Here is a 20,495-nt window from a genome sequence, read left to right as displayed (position 1 = left end):
GGTACGCCAAATGTTGCAACCAAAGCGTACGAAGTTCCGCAAGCAGATGACAGGCCACAACCGTGGTCTGGCTCAGCGCGGTAGCAAAGTCAGCTTCGGCGAATATGCGCTGAAGTCTGTAGCTCGTGGTCGTCTCACCGCTCGTCAGATCGAGTCAGCGCGTCGTGCACTGACCCGTCACGTTAAACGTGGTGGCAAGATCTGGATCCGTGTATTCCCGGACAAGCCTATTTCCAAAAAGCCACTCGAAGTTCGGATGGGTAAAGGTAAGGGTAGTGTGGAGTACTGGGTTGCCCAGATTCAGCCAGGCAAAGTCCTGTATGAAATCGAGGGTGTTACTGAAGAGCTGGCGCGTGAGGCTTTTGCCCTGGCTGCTGCAAAGCTGCCGCTCGCCACCGCCTTTGTTAAACGGACGGTGATGTGATGAAAGCGAATGAACTTCGTGAAAAATCCGCACAGCAGCTGAACGAGCAACTGCTCGGCTTGCTGCGCGACCAGTTCAATCTGCGTATGCAGAAAGCAACTGGCCAGTTGGGGCAGTCTCATCTGCTCTCGCAAGTTAAGCGTGACATCGCTCGCGTGAAGACTGTGCTCAACCAGCAGGCAGGTAAGTAATCATGGCTGAAGCCGAAAAAACTGTCCGTACGCTGACTGGCCGTGTTGTCAGCGACAAGATGGACAAAACCATCACCGTTCTGATCGAGCGTCGCGTTAAGCACCCGATCTACGGTAAATACGTTAAGCGTTCGACTAAGCTGCACGCGCACGACGAAACCAATCAGTGCCACATCGGCGACAAAGTCACTATTCGTGAAACTCGTCCTTTGGCCAAGACCAAGTCTTGGGCGCTGGTTGATGTTCTCGAACGCGCTGTGGAAGTCTAAGGACTAGGGGTCGGAGAAATTATATGATTCAGACTCAATCCATGCTCGATGTGGCCGATAACAGCGGCGCTCGCCGCGTTATGTGCATCAAGGTGCTGGGTGGCTCCCATCGTCGTTACGCTGGTATCGGTGACATCATCAAAGTTACCGTGAAGGAAGCAATTCCTCGCGGTAAAGTGAAAAAAGGCCAAGTGATGACTGCTGTTGTAGTCCGCACTCGTCACGGCGTACGTCGTGCTGATGGCTCCATTATCCGCTTTGATGGCAACGCTGCTGTTCTTCTGAACAACAAGCAAGAGCCGATCGGCACCCGTATCTTTGGGCCAGTGACCCGTGAACTTCGTACTGAGAAGTTCATGAAGATCGTCTCGCTCGCCCCAGAAGTGCTGTAAGGAGATCCGACATGCAAAAGATTCGTCGTGACGACGAGATCATCGTGATCGCCGGCAAAGACAAAGGTAAGCGCGGTAAGGTGCTTAAGGTTCTCGCTAATAACCGTCTGGTTATTGGTGGTCTGAACCTGGTTAAGCGTCATACCAAGCCTAACCCGATGTCGGGCGTACAAGGCGGTATCGTCGAAAAAGAAGCTCCACTGGACGCTTCTAACGTCGCCATTTTCAACGGCGAAACCAACAAGGCTGATCGCGTTGGTTTCAAAGTAGAAGACGGCAAGAAAATTCGTGTCTTCAAGTCGACCCAAAAAGCGGTTGATGCTTGAACACTGCTAGGTAGAAGACCATGGCACGACTAAAAGAGATTTACTGGAAGGAAATCGCACCGAAGCTTAAGGAAGAACTTAAGCTTTCGAACGTGATGGAAGTTCCACGCGTTACAAAAATCACCCTGAACATGGGTCTGGGCGAAGCGGTCGGTGACAAGAAAGTCATCGAGCACGCTGTTGCCGACCTGGAAAAGATCACCGGTCAGAAAGTCGTTGTGACTTACGCTCGGAAATCCATCGCTGGCTTTAAAGTCCGTGAAGGTTGGCCGATCGGCGTCAAAGTGACTCTGCGCCGTGAGCGTATGTACGAATTCCTGGATCGTCTGCTGTCGATCTCCCTGCCTCGGGTTCGCGACTTCCGCGGCCTGAATGCCAAGTCCTTCGATGGTCGTGGTAACTACAGCATGGGCGTTAAAGAGCAGATCATCTTCCCGGAAATCGACTACGACAAGATCGATGCTCTCCGCGGTCTGGACATTACCCTGACCACCACTGCCAAGAACGATGATGAAGGTCGCGCGCTGCTGCGTGCTTTCAAATTCCCGTTCCGCAACTGATTGGAGTAGGAAAATGGCCAAGATGAGCATGAAAAACCGCGAGCTGAAGCGTCAGCTCACGGTTGCCAAGTACGCCAAAAAGCGTGCAGCACTGAAAGCTATCATCGTTGATCTGAACGCAAGTCCAGAAGCACGTTGGGAAGCTACAGTAGCTCTGCAGAAGCAGCCACGTGACGCAAGCGCTTCGCGCATGCGTAACCGCTGCCGCCTGACCGGTCGTCCACACGGCGTTTACCGCAAGTTCGGCCTCGGCCGTAACAAACTGCGTGAAGCTGCAATGCGTGGTGACGTACCTGGTCTGGTTAAAGCCAGCTGGTAAGCACTATCAATGTCTCGGTGCTCGGGATCGAAAGATCCTGACCATCGGTGACCTTGAACTTGAATCAAGCCCCTTTTGGGGCTTGATTCATTTGTGGGGTGTGTCTAGAATACCCGGCTCGCCTGAGCCCGTGCTTTTTCCGCACGGATGTCCTCGGCGACAAGTAGTAGCCGCAAGGCTAATTTTTTTGTATTAGGAGCGTCTAGCCCATGAGTATGCAGGACCCGTTAGCGGACATGCTAACTCGAATCCGTAATGCCCAGATGGCTGAAAAGTCCGTCGTAAGCATGCCATCTTCTACTTTGAAGGTAGCTGTTGCCAAAGTCCTGAAGGACGAAGGTTACATTGCGGGTTATCAGATCAGCAGCGAAATCAAACCACTGCTGTCCATCGAGCTGAAGTACTTCGAAGGCCGTCCGGTCATCGAGGAAGTGAAGCGCGTTAGCCGTCCAGGCCTGCGTCAGTACAAGTCCGTCGATGATCTGCCAAAAGTTCGTGGCGGTCTCGGTGTGTCTATCGTCTCCACCAACAAAGGTGTGATGACGGATCGTGCTGCGCGCGCTGCCGGTGTCGGCGGCGAAGTTCTTTGCACTGTGTTCTAAGGGGGGATAAGCATGTCACGCGTCGCTAAGAACCCCGTTAAGCTGCCAGCCGGTGTCGAAGTAAAATTCGCAGGCCAACAGCTTTCGGTGAAGGGTGCCAAGGGCACTCTCGAACTGAACATCCATTCGTCCGTTGAGATCGTTGAAGAAGCTGGTGAGCTGCGTTTCGCTGCTCGCAATGGCGATCAACAAACTCGCGCAATGGCTGGTACCACTCGTGCGTTGGTAAACAACATGGTCCAAGGCGTAAGCCAAGGCTTCGAGCGTAAGCTCCAGCTGGTCGGTGTTGGTTACAAAGCGCAAGCAAAAGGCACAGTGCTGAACCTGGCTCTTGGCTTCTCGCACCCAGTGGATTATGAACTGCCGGAAGGCATCACCGCTGAGACTCCTAGCCAGACCGATATCCTGATCAAGGGCATCGATAAGCAGCTGGTAGGTCAAGTGGCCGCCGAGATCCGCGACTTCCGTCCACCAGAGCCGTACAAAGGCAAAGGTGTGCGCTACGCGGACGAAGTCGTCCGTCGTAAAGAAGCCAAGAAGAAGTAGGGCATAGCAAATGACCGACAAAAAAGTTACTCGACTGCGTCGCGCTCGCAAAGCACGCCTGAAAATGCACGAACTCGAAGTCGTGCGTCTCTGCGTGTTCCGCTCGTCGCAGCACATCTACGCCCAGGTCATTTCGGCCGACGGCAACAAAGTCCTGGCATCTGCCTCGACTTTGGATAAAGAACTGCGTGATGGCGCCACTGGCAACATCGACGCGGCCACTAAGGTTGGCCAGCTGGTCGCTACGCGTGCTAAAGCCGCTGGCGTCTCGCAGGTGGCTTTCGACCGCTCTGGCTTCAAGTACCATGGCCGCGTCAAGGCGCTGGCTGATGCTGCTCGTGAAGCTGGGCTGGAGTTCTAAGTTATGTCAAATAACGACCAAAAGCGCGACGAAGGCTACATTGAGAAGCTGGTTCAAGTTAACCGCGTAGCCAAAACCGTTAAAGGCGGCCGTATCTTCACTTTTACCGCGTTGACCGTGGTTGGTGATGGTAAAGGGCGTGTTGGCTTCGGCCGTGGCAAGTCACGTGAAGTGCCTGCTGCGATCCAGAAGGCAATGGAAGCTGCTCGTCGCAACATGATCCAAGTTGATCTGAACGGCACCACTCTGCAGTACGCTATGAAGTCCGGTCACGGCGCTTCGAAGGTGTACATGCAGCCTGCTTCTGAAGGTACCGGTATCATCGCTGGCGGCGCTATGCGTGCTGTCCTCGAAGTTGCTGGTGTTCAGAACGTTCTGGCCAAGTGCTACGGCTCGACTAACCCGGTAAACGTGGTTCACGCCACTTTCAAAGGTTTGAAAGCTATGCAGTCTCCTGAATCCATTGCCGCCAAGCGTGGCAAAAGTGTCAAGGAGATCTTCTGATCATGGCTACCGTTAAAGTTACGCTGATCAAAAGCATGACCGGCCGCATCCCTAACCACAAACTGTGCGTTAAGGGTCTGGGTCTGCGTCGCATCGGTCACACTGTAGAAGTACTTGATACTCCCGAGAATCGCGGGATGATCAACAAGGCTTACTACATGCTGCGTGTCGAGGGTTAATCGATGAAACTCAATGATCTGAGTCCAGCGCCGGGTTCCCGTCGCGAAAAGCATCGTCCGGGCCGTGGTATCGGTAGTGGTTTGGGCAAGACCGGTGGCCGTGGCCACAAAGGTCAGTCCTCCCGCTCCGGTGGCACCATTGCTCCAGGCTTTGAAGGCGGTCAACAGCCGCTGCATCGTCGCCTGCCGAAGTTCGGTTTCGTTTCCCTGAAAGCCATGGATCGCGCAGAAGTGCGTTTGTCCGAGCTGGCTAAAGTGGAAGGCGACATCGTCACCGTGCAGTCCCTGAAAGATGCCAACGTGATCAACGTCAACGTACAGCGTGTGAAAATCATGCTGTCCGGCGAAGTTACTCGCGCTGTGACCATCGGAAAGGGAATCGGCGCCACCAAAGGTGCGCGTGCGGCTATCGAAGCAGCTGGCGGCAAGTTCGAGGAATAAATGGCTAAGCAAGGTGCTCTCTCTGCGCTCGGCAAAGGCGGTATGTCTGAACTCTGGGCTCGTCTGCGTTTTCTGTTCCTGGCGATTATCGTCTACCGAATAGGCGCACACATCCCGGTTCCAGGTATCAACCCGGACCGACTCGCGGACCTGTTTCGACAGAATGAGGGGACCATTCTTAGCTTGTTCAACATGTTTTCCGGCGGTGCGCTGGAGCGGATGAGCATCTTTGCACTGGGGATCATGCCGTACATTTCGGCATCGATCATCATGCAGCTGATGACCGCCGTGAGCCCGCAGCTGGAGCAGTTGAAGAAGGAAGGTGAAGCTGGGCGTCGCAAGATTGCCCAGTACACCCGCTACGGCACTGTCGTTCTCGCTCTCGTTCAGGCAATTGGCATGTCCATTGGTCTGGCAGGGCAGGGCGTATCGTTCACTGGTGACTTTGGCTTCCATTTCGTCGCGGTATCCACGTTTGTGGCTGGTGCGATGTTCATGATGTGGCTGGGTGAGCAGATTACTGAGCGTGGTGTTGGCAACGGTATCTCGATGTTGATTTTCGCAGGTATCGTCGCCGGTCTTCCGAGGGCGATCGGGCAGTCTTTCGAGTCTGCGCGTCAGGGTGATATCAATATTTTCGCCTTGGTTGCCATCGGTTTGTTGGCAGTAGCGATTATCGGTTTCGTGGTGTTCATTGAGCGTGGTCAGCGGCGTATTGCTGTTCATTACGCCAAGCGTCAGCAGGGCCGCAAGGTCTTCGCTGCGCAGACCAGCCACTTGCCGTTGAAAGTGAACATGGCTGGTGTTATTCCGGCTATTTTCGCGAGCAGCATTTTGCTGTTCCCGGCTTCGTTGGGTACCTGGTTTGGTCAGTCTGAAGGTATGGGCTGGCTGCAGGACATCTCGCAGTCGATCGCTCCTGGTCAGCCGTTGAATATTCTGCTGTTTAGTGCAGGGATTATTTTCTTCTGCTTCTTCTATACGGCGTTGATGTTCAATCCGAAAGACGTAGCGGAAAACCTGAAGAAGTCCGGTGCCTTTATTCCGGGCATTCGTCCAGGCGAGCAGTCGGCGCGCTACATTGATGGCGTTCTGACCCGTTTGACCCTGTTCGGTGCTCTATATATGACGGCCGTGTGTCTGTTGCCCCAGTTCCTGGTGGTTGCAGCAAACGTACCGTTCTACCTTGGCGGGACCTCGTTGCTGATCGTCGTCGTGGTTGTGATGGACTTCATGTCCCAAGTACAATCGCACCTCGTTTCGCACCAGTACGAATCCCTGATGAAGAAAGCCAACCTGAAGGGTTACGGCAGCGGCATGTTGCGCTGAGTACCCATAAGGTTCGAGGAGTTGGTGATGAAAGTTCGTGCATCGGTGAAAAAGCTGTGCCGTAACTGCAAAATTATTCGCCGCGAAGGTGTTGTTCGAGTAATTTGCAGCGCGGAACCGCGTCACAAACAGCGCCAAGGCTGAGTGTGATTGTGCTTCAAGCCCGGTAGCTAGTGCGCTACCGGGTTGATTATTTGTTATTACAGCGATATTATCTCGCGCCCTATTTCTTGGCTTCCGGGGCGTAGGTAGCTGTCAATTGGAGTCCCACTGAATGGCCCGTATTGCAGGCGTTAACATTCCAGATAACAAGCATACTGTTATCTCGCTGACCTACATCTATGGTGTTGGTCGCACTACTGCGCAGAAGATCTGTGCAGTGACTGGGGTAAACCCAGCCGCAAAGATCAAGGATCTGAGCGACGAGCAGATTGAACAGCTGCGTGGCGAAGTGGCGAAGTTCACCACTGAAGGTGACCTGCGTCGCGAAATCAACATGAAAATCAAGCGTTTGATGGACCTCGGTTGCTATCGCGGTCTGCGTCATCGTCGTGGTCTTCCAGTTCGCGGTCAGCGTACCAAGACTAACGCGCGTACCCGTAAAGGTCCGCGTAAGCCGATCCGCAAGTAATCGCCCCAGCGAATCGACAGGAAATTAATCATGGCTAAACCTGCTGCTCGTCCTCGTAAAAAAGTTAAAAAGACAGTGGTTGATGGCATTGCCCACATCCATGCTTCTTTTAACAACACAATCGTGACCATCACCGACCGTCAAGGCAACGCTCTTTCCTGGGCTACCTCCGGTGGTTCGGGTTTCCGCGGTTCCCGCAAGTCCACCCCGTTTGCTGCTCAAGTAGCTGCTGAACGTGCTGGTCAAGCTGCGCTGGAATACGGTCTGAAAAACCTCGACGTTAACGTCAAAGGTCCAGGCCCAGGTCGTGAATCTGCAGTCCGCGCTTTGAACGGCTGTGGCTACAAGATCGCCAGCATCACCGACGTGACGCCAATCCCGCACAACGGGTGCCGTCCGCCGAAGAAGCGCCGCGTGTAATCCAGGAGATTGTAAAGAATGGCTCGTTACATTGGTCCAAAATGCAAACTCGCTCGTCGTGAAGGCACCGATCTCTTTCTGAAGAGCGGCGTGCGCGCGATCGAATCGAAGTGCAACATCGAAGCAGCACCTGGTATCCACGGCCAACGCCGCGGTCGCCAGTCCGATTACGGCACCCAACTGCGTGAAAAGCAGAAGGTCCGTCGTATCTACGGCGTTCTCGAGCGTCAATTCAGCGGCTACTACAAAGAAGCAGCTGGCAAGAAAGGTGCAACCGGTGAAAACCTGCTGCAACTGCTCGAATGCCGTCTGGACAACGTTGTATACCGTATGGGTTTTGGCTCTACTCGTGCCGAATCCCGTCAGCTGGTATCGCACAAATCCGTAAGCGTTAACGGTCAGACCGTAAACGTGCCGTCGTACCAGGTTCGTGCTGGTGACGTGGTCGCGATTCGCGAGAAAGCAAAGAACCAACTTCGCATTGTCCAAGCTCTCGATCTGTGTGCCCAACGTGGCCGCGTAGAATGGGTAGAAGTAGACACTGAGAAGAAGTCGGGCGTTTTCAAGAACGTTCCAGCTCGCAGTGATCTGTCCGCCGACATCAACGAAAGCCTGATTGTCGAGCTCTACTCCAAGTAAGGGCTAGAAAATAGGTGCATCCATGCAGATTTCGGTAAATGAGTTCCTGACACCCCGCCATATTGATGTGCAGGTTGTCAGTCCAACCCGCGCCAAGATCACTCTCGAGCCTCTCGAGCGTGGTTTCGGCCACACCCTGGGCAACGCGCTGCGCCGCATCCTGTTGTCCTCAATGCCCGGCTGTGCAGTAGTCGAGGCCGAGATTGACGGTGTGCTCCATGAGTACAGCGCCATCGAAGGCGTACAGGAAGACGTAATTGAAATCCTGTTGAACCTTAAAGGTCTGGCTATCAAGCTGCACGGTCGTGACGAAGTTACGCTGACCTTGTCGAAGAAGGGTTCGGGGGTGGTTACCGCTGCCGATATTCAGCTGGATCATGATGTCGAGATCGTTAACCCCGATCACGTAATCGCTAACCTGGCGTCTAACGGCGCCCTGAACATGAAGCTCACCGTAGCTCGTGGTCGTGGTTATGAACCGGCAGACTCGCGTCAGAGCGATGAAGACGAAAGCCGCAGCATCGGTCGCTTGCAGCTTGACTCTTCGTTCAGCCCGGTTCGCCGTATCGCATACGTGGTGGAAAACGCCCGTGTCGAGCAGCGTACTAACCTGGACAAGCTGGTTATTGATCTGGAAACCAACGGTACTCTGGATCCTGAAGAGGCTATCCGCCGCGCTGCAACCATTCTGCAACAGCAGTTGGCTGCGTTCGTCGACCTCAAAGGTGACAGTGAGCCAGTGGTTATCGAGCAGGAAGACGAGATCGATCCGATCCTGCTTCGCCCGGTTGACGATCTGGAACTGACTGTACGTTCGGCTAACTGCCTTAAGGCGGAAAACATCTACTACATCGGTGACCTGATTCAGCGTACCGAAGTAGAGCTGTTGAAGACTCCGAACCTTGGCAAGAAATCCTTGACTGAAATCAAGGACGTTCTGGCCTCCCGCGGTCTGTCCCTCGGCATGCGCCTCGACAACTGGCCGCCTGCAAGTCTTAAGAAGGACGACAAGGCGACTGCCTGATCGTCGTAATCACCGAACGTTGTGTTTGGTAAGGAATGAACCATGCGTCATCGTAAAAGTGGTCGTCACCTGAGCCGCACTAGCTCGCACCGCAAGGCCATGTTTCAAAACATGGCAGTGTCGCTGTTCGAGCACGAGCTGATCAAAACTACACTGCCGAAAGCTAAAGAACTGCGTCGCGTTGCTGAGCCGCTGATCACTTTGGCCAAGACAGACAGCCTTGCAAACCGCCGTCTGGTTTTCGACCGTACTCGTTCGAAAGCTATCGTTGGTAAGCTCTTCAACGACCTGGGCAAGCGTTACGCTACCCGTGAGGGTGGCTACCTGCGCATCCTCAAGTGCGGTTTCCGCACTGGCGACAACGCGCCAATGGCGTACGTCGAGTTGGTTGATCGTCCTGCCGGTGGTGAAGCTGTATCCGCTGAGTAAGACGTCAGTCTGAAACGAAAAACCGGGCCTAGTGCCCGGTTTTTTGTGCGCGCTCGAAAGTATCCCTTCGATGCATAATCAGAAACGTAATTAGTAATTTTCTATCGATAACCGCAAGTTAATGAATTTGTAGCTGTAACGTTCGTGATCAATACTCCCTCTCAGCCGATTAGCCGGCAGTTAAAGACTGACAGAGGAAGAGATCGCATGAGCCAAAATAAAACGCTTACCACCGCCAGTGGCGCTCCTGTCGCCGACAACCAGAATTCCCGTTCCGCCGGCCCTCGTGGCCCGCTGCTGCTCGACGACTTCCACCTGATCGAGAAGCTTGCCCACTTCAACCGTGAGAACATCCCTGAGCGTCGTGTACATGCCAAAGGCTCGGGTGCTTACGGCACGTTTACCGTTACTCGCGACATCACCGAATACACCAGTGCCAAACTGTTTGAATCGGTCGGCAAGCAAACCCCGACGTTCCTGCGGTTTTCCACTGTCGGCGGCGAGCGCGGTTCGGCCGACACCGAGCGCGATCCACGCGGCTTTGCCCTGAAGTTCTACACCGAAGAAGGTAACTGGGACATCGTCGGCAACAACACGCCGGTATTTTTCATCCGTGATCCGCTAAAATTCCCGGACTTTATCCATACCCAGAAGCGTCTGCCGCAAAGCAATCTGAAAAGCGCGCAGATGATGTGGGACTTCTGGTCGCACTCGCCTGAGTCCCTGCACCAAGTCACTATTCTGTTCTCTGATCGCGGCATTCCTGACGGCTATCGTCATATGCACGGCTTCGGCAGCCATACCTACAGCCTGATAAACGCCAATGGCGAGCGGCACTGGGTGAAGTGGCACTACAAGACCAAACAAGGGATCAAGAACCTGGCGCCTGCAGATGCCGCGCGATTGGCCGGTACCGATCCGGATTACGCGCAGCGTGACCTGTTCGGGGCGATTGAGCGCGGTGACTTCCCGAAATGGCGTGTGTGCATCCAGATCATGACCGAGGCCCAAGCCGCCGCATATTACGAAAACCCGTTCGACGTGACCAAAACCTGGTCGCAGAAAGAGTTTCCGCTGATCGAGGTGGGTGAACTGGAACTCAACCGCAATCCGCAGAACTACTTCGCTGAAGTCGAGCAAGCGGCGTTCGGTCCGAGCAACATGGTCCCGGGTGTTGGCCTCTCGCCGGATCGCATGCTCCAGGGCCGCGTGTTCGCTTACGCGGACGCTCACCGCTACCGCATTGGCACCAACCATCAACAACTGCCAGTGAACGCACCGCGCAGTCCGGTCAATAGCTATCAGCGCGATGGTTCGATGGCGTTCGGCAGCAATGGCGGTGCGGCACCTAACTATGAGCCGAACAGTTACGTCGAGTCGCCAAAACAAGCGCCTCGCTTTGCTGAGCCACCTTTGGCATTGAGCGGCGCCGCTGATCGTTACGATCATCGCGAAGACACCGACTACTACAGCCACGCCGGGGCGCTGTTTCGACTGATGAGCGACGAGCAGAAAGCACTGTTGGTCAACAACATTGCCGGGGCGATGGGCGGTGTTTCCAGTGATGTGGTCGATCGTCAGTTGCAGCATTTCTTCAAGGCTGACCCAGCGTACGGAGAAGCAATCGCAAAGGCACTCAACGTACAGCTTAACGAAGTCTAAACGAGAAGCAGAACCGCCCTCATTTGGGCGGTTTTTGCGTTATTTAAACCACTTTTCTCAGAATATCTTCGCTTTTATCCCGCAAACGAAGTGACCAAACAGTCGCCTTGGTTCAAACTACAGACTTTCAAGCAGGGAGATGTAGGGCGATGCAAGGCCACCCAGACGTAATCGATTACCTCAACACGTTGCTGACCGGCGAATTGGCCGCGCGTGATCAATATTTCGTTCATTCGCGGATGTATGAGGACTGGGGATTCACCAAGCTCTACGAACGAATCAACCACGAGATGGAAGAAGAAGCAGGGCACGCCGATGCCCTGATGCGTCGTATCCTGATGCTGGAAGGCACGCCGCGCATGCGTCCGGACGATCTCGATGTCGGCACCACGGTGCCTGACATGCTCGCCGCTGACCTGCGCCTGGAATACAAAGTCCGCGCCGCACTCTGCAAGGGTATCCAGCTCTGCGAGCAGCACAAGGACTATGTCAGCCGCGAGATGCTGCGGGTTCAATTGCATGACACCGAAGAAGACCACACCTACTGGCTTGAAAAGCAGATGGGTCTGATCAAGTTGATCGGTCTTGAGAACTACCTGCAATCCCACGCCTGATTGCTCCAGATACAAAAAAGCCCCTGTCACCGATAAAGTGACAGGGGCTTTTTCATGGGGTCGAATCAGTCCCTGTCGCGAGCCAGTAGCGGCTTGAGGTAGAAGCCGGTGTGAGACTGCTTCATCTCGGACACTTCTTCTGGCGTACCGACAGCAATAATCTGCCCGCCCTTGGAACCGCCTTCCGGCCCCAGGTCCACCAGCCAGTCAGCCGTCTTGATCACATCCAGGTTGTGCTCGATCACCACCACGGTGTTGCCGTGATCGCGCAGTCGATGCAGGACGTCGAGCAGTTGCTGAATATCCGCGAAGTGCAGGCCAGTGGTCGGCTCGTCGAGGATGTACAGCGTCTTGCCGGTATCGCGCTTGGACAGTTCGCGGGACAGCTTGACCCGCTGCGCTTCACCGCCGGACAGCGTGGTCGCCGATTGCCCCAGCTTGATGTAGGACAGCCCCACATCCATCAACGTCTGAAGCTTGCGCGCCAGGGCCGGAACCGCATCGAAGAACACCCGCGCTTCCTCGATGGTCATCTCGAGGGTTTCGTGGATGTTCTTGCCCTTGTACTTGATCTCCAGAGTCTCGCGGTTGTAACGCTTGCTCTTGCAGACGTCGCACGGGACATAGATGTCCGGCAGGAAGTGCATTTCCACCTTGATCAGGCCATCGCCCTGGCACGCTTCGCAGCGTCCACCCTTCACGTTGAAGGAGAAGCGTCCCGGGCCATAACCGCGTGAGCGGGACTCCGGTACACCGGCGAACAATTCACGAATCGGCGTGAACAGCCCGGTGTAGGTCGCCGGGTTGGAGCGCGGCGTACGGCCGATCGGGCTCTGGTCGATGTCGACGACCTTATCCAGATGCTCAAGGCCCTTGATGCTGTCGTGAGCGGCCGCCTCAAGCGTCGTGGCACCGTTGAGTGCCGTAGCGCTCAAAGGAAACAGCGTGTTGTTGATCAGCGTCGACTTGCCCGAGCCTGATACACCGGTCACACACGTCAACAGACCAATCGGAATGTCCAGGTCGACATTGCGCAAGTTGTTGCCGCGAGCACCCTTGAGGGACAGCGACAACTTCTTGTTACGCGGTGTGCGCTTGGCTGGAACGGCAATCTTCACCCGGCCCGACAAGTACTTGCCTGTCAACGAATCAGGGTGAGCCATGACCTCGGCCGGCGTACCTTCGGCAACAATATGCCCACCGTGGACACCCGCGCCCGGTCCGATATCCACCACATAATCTGCCAGGCGAATCGCATCTTCGTCGTGCTCGACCACAATTACCGTGTTGCCGATGTCGCGCAGGTGCTTGAGGGTGCCGAGCAACCGATCGTTATCACGTTGATGCAGACCAATCGACGGTTCATCGAGGATGTACAGAACCCCCACCAGGCCGGCGCCAATCTGACTGGCCAAGCGAATCCGCTGAGCTTCACCACCGGACAATGTGTCGGCACTGCGATCCAGCGAAAGATAGTCGAGCCCCACGTTGACCAGGAACTGCAGGCGCTCGCGAATTTCCTTGAGAATCTTGTCGGCAATTTCGCCGCGGCGCCCAGTGAGCTTCAGCACACCGAAATACTCACAAGCATCGCCAATCGGCAGATTGGTTACCGCCGGCAGCGTCTTCTCACCCACCCAAACGTGCCGCGCCTCACGACGCAAGCGCGTGCCACGGCAATCCGGGCAAGGCTGGGTGCTAAGGAACTTGGCCAGCTCTTCACGCACCGAAGCCGACTCGGTTTCGCGGTAGCGGCGTTCCAGGTTCGGTACGATGCCTTCGAACGGGTGCGAGCGTTTGACGATATCGCCACGGTCGTTCAGGTATTTGAAGTCGACGTTCTGCGAGCCGCTACCGTGCAGGATGTATTTCTGCTGTTCGGCCGGCAGGTCGTTGAACGGCACTTCGAGGCTGAACTTGTAGTGCGAAGCCAGCGAGCCAAGCATCTGGAAGTAATAGACGTTGCGCCTGTCCCACCCGCGAATCGCGCCCTCGGCCAACGTCAGCTCGCCGTTCACCAAGCGCTTGATGTCGAAGAACTGCTTCACGCCCAGACCATCGCAGGTCGGGCAGGCACCGGCCGGGTTGTTGAAGGAGAACAGCTTGGGTTCCAGTTCGCTGATGGCGTGGCCGCAAATCGGGCAGGCGAAGCGCGCGGAGAAGATGATTTCTTCGCCCGGTTCGTCGTCCATCGGCGCAACCAGGGCAATGCCGTCGGCCAGTTTCAGCGCGGTCTCGAACGACTCGGCCAGGCGCTGCTGCAGATCGGCACGGACCTTGAAGCGGTCGACTATTACATCAATCGAATGCTTCTTTTGCTTATCCAGCTTCGGCAGCTCATCCAGTTCGCAGATCCTGCCGTTGACCCGGGCCCGTACAAAGCCTTGGGCGCGCAACTCTTCGAAGACCGAAAGGTGTTCGCCTTTGCGCTCGCGGATTACGGGTGCCAGCAGCATAAGCTTGCTGCCCTCCGGTTGCGCGAGGACCAGATCAACCATCTGGCTGACGGTTTGCGCTTCCAGCGGAATGTCGTGATCCGGGCAGCGAGGAATACCCACGCGTGCGTAAAGCAGACGCAGGTAGTCGTAGATTTCGGTGATGGTGCCGACCGTCGAGCGCGGGTTGTGCGAGGTCGACTTCTGTTCGATGGAAATGGCGGGTGACAAACCTTCGATGGTGTCGACGTCAGGTTTTTCCATCATCGACAAAAACTGCCGGGCATAAGCCGACAGTGATTCGACGTAGCGGCGCTGGCCTTCGGCATACAGCGTGTCGAATGCCAGGGACGATTTGCCGGATCCGGACAGGCCGGTGATGACGATCAGTTTGTCCCGTGGCAGGGTCAGGTCGATGTTCTTCAGGTTGTGGGTTCGGGCCCCACGAATCAGGATCTTGTCCAAAGTGGCCTCGCTTGGCGGGCGTCGAAAACGTAGGAGTATACGGCCAAATACTGGATGGATGCACACTATCAAACGAGCGGGATGATGTCTTACATGAAGAGTCTGTCAGCGGAGCGCGTCAAAGCGTCGCGATATACCCCGTCAATCGATGGGACTGGTAGAATCGCCGCCGGTTCACATGAGGTTTTTCCATGCACGATCCCCACAGCGAACGCATGAGTGGCAGTGAGACCCGCGCAGCAAGCGGTCTGGCCCTTGTGTTCGCCTTCCGTATGCTTGGCATGTTCATGGTGTTGCCGGTTCTGGCGACCTATGGGATGGATCTGGCAGGAGCGACCCCGGCCCTCATCGGGCTGGCGATCGGCGCTTACGGCCTGACCCAGGCGATCTTTCAGATTCCATTCGGCTTCATCTCCGACCGCATCGGCCGTCGTCCGGTGATTTACCTGGGGCTGATCATCTTCGCCCTCGGTAGCGTGCTGGCAGCCAATGCCGATTCAATCTGGGGCGTCATCGCTGGACGCATCCTGCAAGGCGCCGGGGCGATTTCAGCAGCGGTCATGGCGTTGCTGTCGGACCTGACCCGCGAGCAGCATCGGACTAAAGCCATGGCCATGATCGGCATGACGATCGGTCTGTCGTTCGCCGTCGCTATGGTTGTGGGACCGTTGTTGACCCGTGCTTTCGGTCTGTCCGGGCTGTTCCTCGCCACGGGCGGCATGGCGCTGTTCGGCATTGTGATCGTGATGTTCATGGTGCCGCGTTCCACCGGCCCGTTGCAGCACCGTGAATCCGGCGTCGCGCGTGCGGTGCTGATCCCGACGCTCAAGCATCCGGACCTGTTGCGCCTGGACCTGGGCATTTTTGTGTTGCACGCGATGTTGATGTCGAGCTTCGTTGCATTGCCCCTGGCCCTGGTCGAAAAAGCTGGGCTGCCTAAAGAGCAGCACTGGTGGGTGTACCTGACCGCGCTGCTGATTTCCTTCTTCGCCATGATCCCGTTCATTATCTACGGCGAGAAGAAACGCAAAATGAAACGAGTTTTATTGGGCGCGGTGCTGACGCTGATGCTCACTGAGCTATTCTTCTGGCAGTTCGGCGATAGCCTGCGGGCTCTGGTGATCGGAACGGTGGTGTTCTTTACCGCGTTCAATCTGCTGGAAGCTTCGTTGCCATCGCTGATCAGCAAGGTTTCACCGGCAGGCGGCAAGGGCACGGCGATGGGGGTTTATTCCACCAGCCAGTTCCTCGGTTCGGCGCTGGGCGGGATCCTCGGCGGCTGGATGTTCCAGCACGGCGGTTTGTCGGTTGTATTCCTCGGATGCGCCGGCCTGGCTGCCCTCTGGCTGGCCTTTGCTGTTACCATGCGCGAACCACCTTACGTGACGAGCCTGCGCTTGCCGTTGTCGCCCGAGGCGATCCGCGAAGCGGGTCTGGTCGAGCGCCTGAAGGCCGTTGTAGGGGTAACAGATGCAGTGATCGTCGAAGATGAAGCGGCGATTTACATAAAATTGGACACCGAACTATTGGATCGCACCACCCTCGAGCGTCTGGTGAACAACCCGCCCGAGGCAGCGTGCGTAGCCTAGGAGAACGTTATGGCCCGTGGGGTTAACAAAGTCATATTGGTCGGCACTTGCGGCCAGGATCCCGAAGTTCGCTACTTGCCTAACGGTAACGCCGTGACCAACCTGAGTCTGGCGACCAGCGAACAGTGGACCGACAAGCAAACCGGTCAGAAAGTCGAAAAGACTGAATGGCACCGTGTGTCGATGTTCGGCAAGGTTGCCGAGATCGCCGGCGAATACCTGCGTAAAGGTTCGCAGGTCTACATCGAAGGCAAGCTGCAGACCCGCGAGTGGGAAAAAGACGGTATCAAGCGTTACACCACCGAAATCGTGGTCGACATGCAAGGCACCATGCAACTGCTCGGCGGCCGTCCACAGCAGGGCGACCAACAAGGCGGGGGCAACAACTATCAGCAGTCCGCTCCGGCCCCACGCCAGCAGGCTCCGCGTCCACAGCAGTCGGCAGCCCAGCAATCGGCTCCGCAACAGTCGCGTCCAGCACCACAGCAGGCTCCGCAACCGGCTCCGGATTTCGACAGCTTCGATGACGATATCCCGTTCTGATCCGCAGCTTTTTCAGACACCGTAAACAAAAAAGCGAAGCCATGTGGCTTCGCTTTTTTGTTGGCGCTGTTTAACGGGATAAAGCGGTCACGTTGGCCCGCGCCGTATGCAGTTTTTTGTAGCTATCGATCAGCCGCAGGTGCCTATCGAGCCCCTCCAGTTTCATGCTCGTAGGCGTCAAGCCAAAGAAGCGCACGCTGCCGTCCACCGATCCAATCGCTGCATCCGTCCGCTCGCTGCCAAACATCCGGCGGAAGTTGGCCTCGTAGTCTTCCAGTTCCAGGTCTTCGTCCAGCTTCATCTCCAGCACCACATTGACGGCCTGGTAGAACAAGCCGCGCTCAACCGTGTTGTCGTTGTACTGCAGGAACATTTCCACTGCCTCTTTCGCCTCTTCATATTGCTGCAAGGCGAGATAAATCAGCAGCTTCAACTCCAGGATTGTCAGCTGACCCCAGGCGGTATTGTCGTCAAATTCGATGCCGATCAAGGACGTGATGTCGGTGTAGTCGTCCAGCTCGCTTTCCACCAGACGTTCAACCAGCGCTTGCAGTTCTTCTTCGTCCAGGCGATGCAGGTTCAGGATATCGGCGCGGAAGAACAGCGCTTTGTTGGTGTTATCCCAAATCAGATCGTCCGCGGGATAGATCTCCGAATAGTCCGGCACCAGGATGCGGCACGCCGTCGCGCCGATATGCTCGTAGACCGCCATGTACACTTGCTTGCCCATGCCTTCGAGAATGCCGAACAAGGTCGCGGCTTCGTCGGTATTCGAGTTTTCACCCTGGCCCGAGAAGTCCCACTCCACGAATTCGTAATCCGACTTGGAGCTGAAGAAGCGCCACGACACCACGCCGCTGGAGTCGATAAAGTGCTCGACGAAGTTATTCGGCTCGGTCACCGCATGACCTTCAAACGTCGGCTGAGGCAAGTCGTTGAGGCCTTCGAAGCTGCGACCCTGGAGCAATTCGGTCAGGCTGCGTTCCAGCGCCACTTCCAGGCTCGGGTGCGCGCCGAACGAGGCGAACACACCGCCGGTACGCGGGTTCATCAACGTGACGCACATCACCGGGAATTCACCGCCCAGGGAGGCATCTTTCACCAGCACGGGGAACCCTTGCTCTTCCAGCGCCTGAATACCGGCCAGTATCCCCGGGTACTTCGCCAGCACGTTGGCCGGCACATCCGGCAGGGCAAATTCACCTTCGATGATTTCGCGTTTTACCGCGCGCTCGAAGATTTCCGACAGGCACTGCACCTGGGCTTCGGCCAGCGTGTTACCGGCACTCATGCCGTTGCTCAGGAACAGGTTTTCAATCAGGTTGGACGGGAAATACACCACCTCGCCGTCCGACTGGCGCACGTACGGCAACGAGCAGATGCCGCGCTCTTCATTGCCCGAGTTGGTATCGATCAGATGGGAGCCGCGCAGCTCGCCGTCGCGGTTGTAAATCTTCAGGCAGTATTCGTCGAGAATTTCGGTCGGCAGTGCATCTTTGCGGCCAGGCTTGAACCAGCGTTCGTCCGGGTAGTGCACAAACGCCGCGTTGGCGATGTCTTCGCCCCAGAACTGGTCGTTGTAGAAGAAGTTGCAGTTGAGTCGCTCGATAAACTCGCCCAACGCCGACGCCAACGCGCCTTCCTTGGTGGCGCCCTTGCCGTTGGTGAAGCACATCGGCGAGTGCGCATCGCGGATATGCAGCGACCAGACATTGGGCACGATGTTGCGCCACGAGGCGATTTCAATCTTCATGCCCAGGTCCGCCAGAATGGCCGACATATTGGCGATGGTTTGCTCCAGCGGTAGATCCTTGCCCGCAATATAAGTGCTTGCCTCTGAACTGGAAGCCGGCATCAGCAATGCCTGGGCGTCGGCGTCGAGGTTTTCCACTTCTTCGATCACAAACTCAGGCCCGGCTTGCACCACTTTTTTCACGGTGCAACGGTCGATGGAACGCAGGATGCCCTGGCGGTCCTTGTCGGAGATGTCCGCCGGCAACTCGACCTGGATCTTGAAAATCTGGTTGTAGCGGTTTTCCGGGTCAACAATATTGTTCTGCGACAGACGGATGTTATCCGTGGGGATGTTGCGCGTGCTGCAGTACAACTTCACAAAATACGCAGCGCACAACGCCGACGAAGCCAGGAAGTAGTCGAACGGGCCCGGTGCCGAGCCATCGCCCTTGTAGCGGATAGGTTGATCGGCCACCACCGTGAAGTCATCGAACTTGGCTTCAAGTCGAAGGTTGTCGAGAAAGTTGACCTTGATTTCCATGGGGGATTACCAGAATAACGGCTAGACGATTTGGCCGCCATTATCCGGCTTTTCAGCGGTAAGTCTTGTGGTTGTCTGGTTCTCGATCAGGTTTACACCTGTTTCGCCCCAATGCCCGATGCACGGCACCGGGCTTTTTTAGTGGGGTGACGGAGGATCAGTCGAGTATCAGATGCGGCAAGAATCGACTCGAATCCTTGGTGATCAAGCTGTTGTCCTCACGCACGCCGATACCGGCCGCCTGATCGCCGATCACCCAGGAACCAATCAGCGTATAGCTGTCGCCAAACTTCGGCAGTGGCGCGAATTCCTGAAGGATAAACGGCGCATCGGTATAGGGGCCGTCCTCTTTCACGATCAGACCTTCGGCGGTTTGCAGCTCGATGTTGGCGCCTTCCCGCGAGAAGAATGGCTTGCGCACCCAGCCCTTGGGCACCGCTTTGTTCGGATCGGTATCCAGGTGGGCCGCGAGCAGGTTTGGATGACCTTTGTTGAACTCCCACAACAGCGGCAGGATGCCTTTGTTGGAGATGATGGATTTCCAGGCTGGCTCGAAAAACTGCGTATCACTCTGGGCAATCGCTGCACCAAAGGGCTCGTGGAAGATGAATTCCCAGGCGTGCAGCTTGAACAGGTGAGGAATCCAGCGATCCTCAAGGTCCACGAAACGCCCGTCACTGGTCAGGCCGATGTCTTCGATATCGATGTGGCGTGATTCGATGCCGACCTTTTCCGCCACCAGCCGCAGGTAATCAGTGGTGCCTTTGTCTTCGACAGAGTCTTTCATCGAGGCGAAGTAGAAGGGCTGCTTGAGCTGCAATTGAGCGAAGGCCTGATGCAGTTTGGTGTCGATGCTGTTGAACTGGTCGGCATGCTTGGGCAGCAAGCCGCGTTCGATGCATTGCTCCAACCAGCCCCACTGAAATGCCGCGGCCTCATACAGGCTGGTCGGCGTGTCGTAGTTGAGTTCCAGCAACTTGGCGGGGCCGGTGCCGTTGTAGGAGAAGTCCATGCGCCCGTACAGGTGCGGGTGACCTTCGAGCCATGAGGTGCGAACCATGTCGAAGAATGGCGCGGGGATGCTCAGGCGCTCCAGCAGCTCCTCGCTCTGAACCACACGGGCCACCAGGTCCATGCACATCTCATGGATCTCGGTGGTCGGATCTTCGAGATCGTTCTCGATTTGCTTGAGCGTGAATTGGTAATACGCGCTCTCGTCCCAGTAGGGTTCGTTGTCGATGGTATGGAACAGAAAGCCGAGACCCTCGGCCGTCTGTTTCCAGTCAGGACGCTCTGCGCATTGGATTTTCTTCATGCCCCGGTCCC

27 protein-coding genes are annotated in these 20,495 nt (G+C 56.1%); 24 read left to right on the top strand and 3 right to left on the bottom strand.

From position 1 onward, the window contains the following. Positions 1 to 10: 10 nt before the first annotated feature. The 22 genes from rplP to bfr all read left to right on the top strand — a co-directional run bounded on the left by rplP (position 11) and on the right by bfr (position 11,862). On the top strand, positions 11 to 424 hold the full coding sequence (rplP, locus tag ACYZTM_RS12080) for a 50S ribosomal protein L16 (protein WP_045057467.1): 414 nt from the start codon (positions 11 to 13) through the stop codon (positions 422 to 424). Then, on the top strand, positions 424 to 615 hold the full coding sequence (gene rpmC / locus ACYZTM_RS12075) for a 50S ribosomal protein L29 (RefSeq protein ID WP_002555481.1): 192 nt from the start codon (positions 424 to 426) through the stop codon (positions 613 to 615). Before rplP ends, rpmC begins: the two co-directional genes overlap by 1 nt. Positions 616 to 617: 2 nt before the next feature. Continuing rightward, positions 618 to 884, top strand: coding sequence for a 30S ribosomal protein S17 (gene rpsQ / locus ACYZTM_RS12070; protein WP_003176419.1), 267 nt, complete (start codon positions 618 to 620; stop codon positions 882 to 884). 23 nt (positions 885 to 907) lie between these two features. Further along, positions 908 to 1,276: a 50S ribosomal protein L14 gene (rplN, locus tag ACYZTM_RS12065; protein WP_002555479.1), complete on the top strand. Its 369-nt coding sequence runs from the start codon at positions 908 to 910 to the stop codon at positions 1,274 to 1,276. Between the two features lie 11 nt (positions 1,277 to 1,287). Continuing rightward, positions 1,288 to 1,602: a 50S ribosomal protein L24 gene (rplX, locus tag ACYZTM_RS12060; protein ID WP_003176416.1), complete on the top strand. Its 315-nt coding sequence runs from the start codon at positions 1,288 to 1,290 to the stop codon at positions 1,600 to 1,602. 20 nt (positions 1,603 to 1,622) lie between these two features. Next, positions 1,623 to 2,162, top strand: a complete 540-nt coding sequence (gene rplE / locus ACYZTM_RS12055) for a 50S ribosomal protein L5 (RefSeq protein ID WP_003176415.1) — start codon at positions 1,623 to 1,625, stop codon at positions 2,160 to 2,162. A 13-nt stretch (positions 2,163 to 2,175) separates the two neighbouring features. Then, positions 2,176 to 2,481: a 30S ribosomal protein S14 gene (gene rpsN, locus ACYZTM_RS12050; protein WP_003176414.1), complete on the top strand. Its 306-nt coding sequence runs from the start codon at positions 2,176 to 2,178 to the stop codon at positions 2,479 to 2,481. Between the two features lie 209 nt (positions 2,482 to 2,690). Further along, the gene (gene rpsH / locus ACYZTM_RS12045; protein ID WP_003186040.1) at positions 2,691 to 3,083 is read left to right on the top strand and encodes a 30S ribosomal protein S8; all 393 of its coding nucleotides are present in this window, start codon (positions 2,691 to 2,693) and stop codon (positions 3,081 to 3,083) included. A 12-nt stretch (positions 3,084 to 3,095) separates the two neighbouring features. Then, a complete protein-coding gene (rplF, locus tag ACYZTM_RS12040; RefSeq protein WP_003176412.1) occupies positions 3,096 to 3,629 on the top strand; it encodes a 50S ribosomal protein L6 in 534 nt (177 codons plus the stop codon). A 10-nt stretch (positions 3,630 to 3,639) separates the two neighbouring features. Further along, the gene (gene rplR / locus ACYZTM_RS12035; RefSeq protein ID WP_003186037.1) at positions 3,640 to 3,990 is read left to right on the top strand and encodes a 50S ribosomal protein L18; all 351 of its coding nucleotides are present in this window, start codon (positions 3,640 to 3,642) and stop codon (positions 3,988 to 3,990) included. A gap of 3 nt (positions 3,991 to 3,993) precedes the next feature. Next, positions 3,994 to 4,494, top strand: coding sequence for a 30S ribosomal protein S5 (gene rpsE / locus ACYZTM_RS12030; RefSeq protein WP_007943782.1), 501 nt, complete (start codon positions 3,994 to 3,996; stop codon positions 4,492 to 4,494). Between the two features lie 2 nt (positions 4,495 to 4,496). After that, positions 4,497 to 4,673 carry a 50S ribosomal protein L30 gene (rpmD, locus tag ACYZTM_RS12025; RefSeq protein WP_003186033.1) on the top strand — a complete coding sequence of 59 codons (177 nt, stop codon included), beginning with the start codon at positions 4,497 to 4,499 and terminating at the stop codon, positions 4,671 to 4,673. 3 nt (positions 4,674 to 4,676) lie between these two features. Then, complete coding sequence (gene rplO, locus ACYZTM_RS12020; RefSeq protein WP_007896782.1) at positions 4,677 to 5,114, top strand: 50S ribosomal protein L15; 438 nt, start codon at positions 4,677 to 4,679, stop codon at positions 5,112 to 5,114. After that, positions 5,115 to 6,443, top strand: coding sequence for a preprotein translocase subunit SecY (gene secY / locus ACYZTM_RS12015; protein ID WP_008073883.1), 1,329 nt, complete (start codon positions 5,115 to 5,117; stop codon positions 6,441 to 6,443). A 27-nt stretch (positions 6,444 to 6,470) separates the two neighbouring features. Then, positions 6,471 to 6,587, top strand: a complete 117-nt coding sequence (gene rpmJ / locus ACYZTM_RS12010; RefSeq protein WP_002555468.1) for a 50S ribosomal protein L36 — start codon at positions 6,471 to 6,473, stop codon at positions 6,585 to 6,587. Positions 6,588 to 6,717: 130 nt separating this feature from the next. Continuing rightward, a complete protein-coding gene (gene rpsM, locus ACYZTM_RS12005; protein ID WP_003186020.1) occupies positions 6,718 to 7,074 on the top strand; it encodes a 30S ribosomal protein S13 in 357 nt (118 codons plus the stop codon). A gap of 30 nt (positions 7,075 to 7,104) precedes the next feature. After that, positions 7,105 to 7,494, top strand: coding sequence for a 30S ribosomal protein S11 (gene rpsK, locus ACYZTM_RS12000; RefSeq protein ID WP_002555466.1), 390 nt, complete (start codon positions 7,105 to 7,107; stop codon positions 7,492 to 7,494). An 18-nt stretch (positions 7,495 to 7,512) separates the two neighbouring features. Further along, positions 7,513 to 8,133 carry a 30S ribosomal protein S4 gene (rpsD, locus tag ACYZTM_RS11995; RefSeq protein ID WP_003210056.1) on the top strand — a complete coding sequence of 207 codons (621 nt, stop codon included), beginning with the start codon at positions 7,513 to 7,515 and terminating at the stop codon, positions 8,131 to 8,133. 22 nt (positions 8,134 to 8,155) lie between these two features. Then, positions 8,156 to 9,157 (top strand): DNA-directed RNA polymerase subunit alpha, encoded by a 1,002-nt coding sequence (locus ACYZTM_RS11990; protein ID WP_003176403.1) that lies wholly within the window; start codon positions 8,156 to 8,158, stop codon positions 9,155 to 9,157. 42 nt (positions 9,158 to 9,199) lie between these two features. Beyond that, a complete protein-coding gene (gene rplQ / locus ACYZTM_RS11985; protein ID WP_131062043.1) occupies positions 9,200 to 9,586 on the top strand; it encodes a 50S ribosomal protein L17 in 387 nt (128 codons plus the stop codon). A gap of 207 nt (positions 9,587 to 9,793) precedes the next feature. Continuing rightward, positions 9,794 to 11,248 (top strand): catalase, encoded by a 1,455-nt coding sequence (locus ACYZTM_RS11980; protein WP_461988823.1) that lies wholly within the window; start codon positions 9,794 to 9,796, stop codon positions 11,246 to 11,248. 149 nt (positions 11,249 to 11,397) lie between these two features. Further along, positions 11,398 to 11,862 (top strand): bacterioferritin, encoded by a 465-nt coding sequence (gene bfr / locus ACYZTM_RS11975; protein ID WP_131062041.1) that lies wholly within the window; start codon positions 11,398 to 11,400, stop codon positions 11,860 to 11,862. A 65-nt stretch (positions 11,863 to 11,927) separates the two neighbouring features. Here bfr and uvrA read toward each other — a convergent pair whose 3' ends face one another. Continuing rightward, complete coding sequence (uvrA, locus tag ACYZTM_RS11970; protein ID WP_131062040.1) at positions 11,928 to 14,762, bottom strand: excinuclease ABC subunit UvrA; 2,835 nt, start codon at positions 14,760 to 14,762, stop codon at positions 11,928 to 11,930. A gap of 191 nt (positions 14,763 to 14,953) precedes the next feature. On the opposite strand from uvrA, the gene ACYZTM_RS11965 reads away from it, so the two are divergent. After that, positions 14,954 to 16,351, top strand: a complete 1,398-nt coding sequence (locus tag ACYZTM_RS11965; protein WP_461988821.1) for an MFS transporter — start codon at positions 14,954 to 14,956, stop codon at positions 16,349 to 16,351. Positions 16,352 to 16,360: 9 nt separating this feature from the next. Beyond that, on the top strand, positions 16,361 to 16,894 hold the full coding sequence (locus tag ACYZTM_RS11960; RefSeq protein WP_461988819.1) for a single-stranded DNA-binding protein: 534 nt from the start codon (positions 16,361 to 16,363) through the stop codon (positions 16,892 to 16,894). A 70-nt stretch (positions 16,895 to 16,964) separates the two neighbouring features. Here ACYZTM_RS11960 and ACYZTM_RS11955 read toward each other — a convergent pair whose 3' ends face one another. Both ACYZTM_RS11955 and ACYZTM_RS11950 read right to left on the bottom strand, forming a co-directional pair. Then, the gene (locus tag ACYZTM_RS11955) at positions 16,965 to 19,169 is read right to left on the bottom strand and encodes an OsmC domain/YcaO domain-containing protein (RefSeq protein WP_461988817.1); all 2,205 of its coding nucleotides are present in this window, start codon (positions 19,167 to 19,169) and stop codon (positions 16,965 to 16,967) included. 157 nt (positions 19,170 to 19,326) lie between these two features. After that, positions 19,327 to 20,484 (bottom strand): glutathionylspermidine synthase family protein, encoded by a 1,158-nt coding sequence (locus ACYZTM_RS11950; protein ID WP_461988815.1) that lies wholly within the window; start codon positions 20,482 to 20,484, stop codon positions 19,327 to 19,329. Between the last annotated feature and the right edge of the window lie 11 nt (positions 20,485 to 20,495).

The sequence above is a fragment of the Pseudomonas sp. MDT2-39-1 genome (assembly GCF_054898085.1).
Note: the sequence above shows the minus strand (reverse complement) of the source record. Positions and strands in the feature narration are given on the sequence as shown.

What these genes read in the sequence shown, in the direction of transcription:
- rplP (WP_045057467.1), top strand. Translation starts at nt 11, where the DNA reads ATGTTGCAACCAAAGCGTACGAAGTTCCGCAAGCAGATGACAGGCCAC.
- rpmC (WP_002555481.1), top strand. Translation starts at nt 424, where the DNA reads ATGAAAGCGAATGAACTTCGTGAAAAATCCGCACAGCAGCTGAACGAG.
- rpsQ (WP_003176419.1), top strand. Translation starts at nt 618, where the DNA reads ATGGCTGAAGCCGAAAAAACTGTCCGTACGCTGACTGGCCGTGTTGTC.
- rplN (WP_002555479.1), top strand. Translation starts at nt 908, where the DNA reads ATGATTCAGACTCAATCCATGCTCGATGTGGCCGATAACAGCGGCGCT.
- rplX (WP_003176416.1), top strand. Translation starts at nt 1,288, where the DNA reads ATGCAAAAGATTCGTCGTGACGACGAGATCATCGTGATCGCCGGCAAA.
- rplE (WP_003176415.1), top strand. Translation starts at nt 1,623, where the DNA reads ATGGCACGACTAAAAGAGATTTACTGGAAGGAAATCGCACCGAAGCTT.
- rpsN (WP_003176414.1), top strand. Translation starts at nt 2,176, where the DNA reads ATGGCCAAGATGAGCATGAAAAACCGCGAGCTGAAGCGTCAGCTCACG.
- rpsH (WP_003186040.1), top strand. Translation starts at nt 2,691, where the DNA reads ATGAGTATGCAGGACCCGTTAGCGGACATGCTAACTCGAATCCGTAAT.
- rplF (WP_003176412.1), top strand. Translation starts at nt 3,096, where the DNA reads ATGTCACGCGTCGCTAAGAACCCCGTTAAGCTGCCAGCCGGTGTCGAA.
- rplR (WP_003186037.1), top strand. Translation starts at nt 3,640, where the DNA reads ATGACCGACAAAAAAGTTACTCGACTGCGTCGCGCTCGCAAAGCACGC.
- rpsE (WP_007943782.1), top strand. Translation starts at nt 3,994, where the DNA reads ATGTCAAATAACGACCAAAAGCGCGACGAAGGCTACATTGAGAAGCTG.
- rpmD (WP_003186033.1), top strand. Translation starts at nt 4,497, where the DNA reads ATGGCTACCGTTAAAGTTACGCTGATCAAAAGCATGACCGGCCGCATC.
- rplO (WP_007896782.1), top strand. Translation starts at nt 4,677, where the DNA reads ATGAAACTCAATGATCTGAGTCCAGCGCCGGGTTCCCGTCGCGAAAAG.
- secY (WP_008073883.1), top strand. Translation starts at nt 5,115, where the DNA reads ATGGCTAAGCAAGGTGCTCTCTCTGCGCTCGGCAAAGGCGGTATGTCT.
- rpmJ (WP_002555468.1), top strand. Translation starts at nt 6,471, where the DNA reads ATGAAAGTTCGTGCATCGGTGAAAAAGCTGTGCCGTAACTGCAAAATT.
- rpsM (WP_003186020.1), top strand. Translation starts at nt 6,718, where the DNA reads ATGGCCCGTATTGCAGGCGTTAACATTCCAGATAACAAGCATACTGTT.
- rpsK (WP_002555466.1), top strand. Translation starts at nt 7,105, where the DNA reads ATGGCTAAACCTGCTGCTCGTCCTCGTAAAAAAGTTAAAAAGACAGTG.
- rpsD (WP_003210056.1), top strand. Translation starts at nt 7,513, where the DNA reads ATGGCTCGTTACATTGGTCCAAAATGCAAACTCGCTCGTCGTGAAGGC.
- ACYZTM_RS11990 (WP_003176403.1), top strand. Translation starts at nt 8,156, where the DNA reads ATGCAGATTTCGGTAAATGAGTTCCTGACACCCCGCCATATTGATGTG.
- rplQ (WP_131062043.1), top strand. Translation starts at nt 9,200, where the DNA reads ATGCGTCATCGTAAAAGTGGTCGTCACCTGAGCCGCACTAGCTCGCAC.
- ACYZTM_RS11980 (WP_461988823.1), top strand. Translation starts at nt 9,794, where the DNA reads ATGAGCCAAAATAAAACGCTTACCACCGCCAGTGGCGCTCCTGTCGCC.
- bfr (WP_131062041.1), top strand. Translation starts at nt 11,398, where the DNA reads ATGCAAGGCCACCCAGACGTAATCGATTACCTCAACACGTTGCTGACC.
- ACYZTM_RS11965 (WP_461988821.1), top strand. Translation starts at nt 14,954, where the DNA reads ATGCACGATCCCCACAGCGAACGCATGAGTGGCAGTGAGACCCGCGCA.
- ACYZTM_RS11960 (WP_461988819.1), top strand. Translation starts at nt 16,361, where the DNA reads ATGGCCCGTGGGGTTAACAAAGTCATATTGGTCGGCACTTGCGGCCAG.
- ACYZTM_RS11955 (WP_461988817.1), bottom strand. Translation starts at nt 19,169, where the DNA reads ATGGAAATCAAGGTCAACTTTCTCGACAACCTTCGACTTGAAGCCAAG.
- ACYZTM_RS11950 (WP_461988815.1), bottom strand. Translation starts at nt 20,484, where the DNA reads ATGAAGAAAATCCAATGCGCAGAGCGTCCTGACTGGAAACAGACGGCC.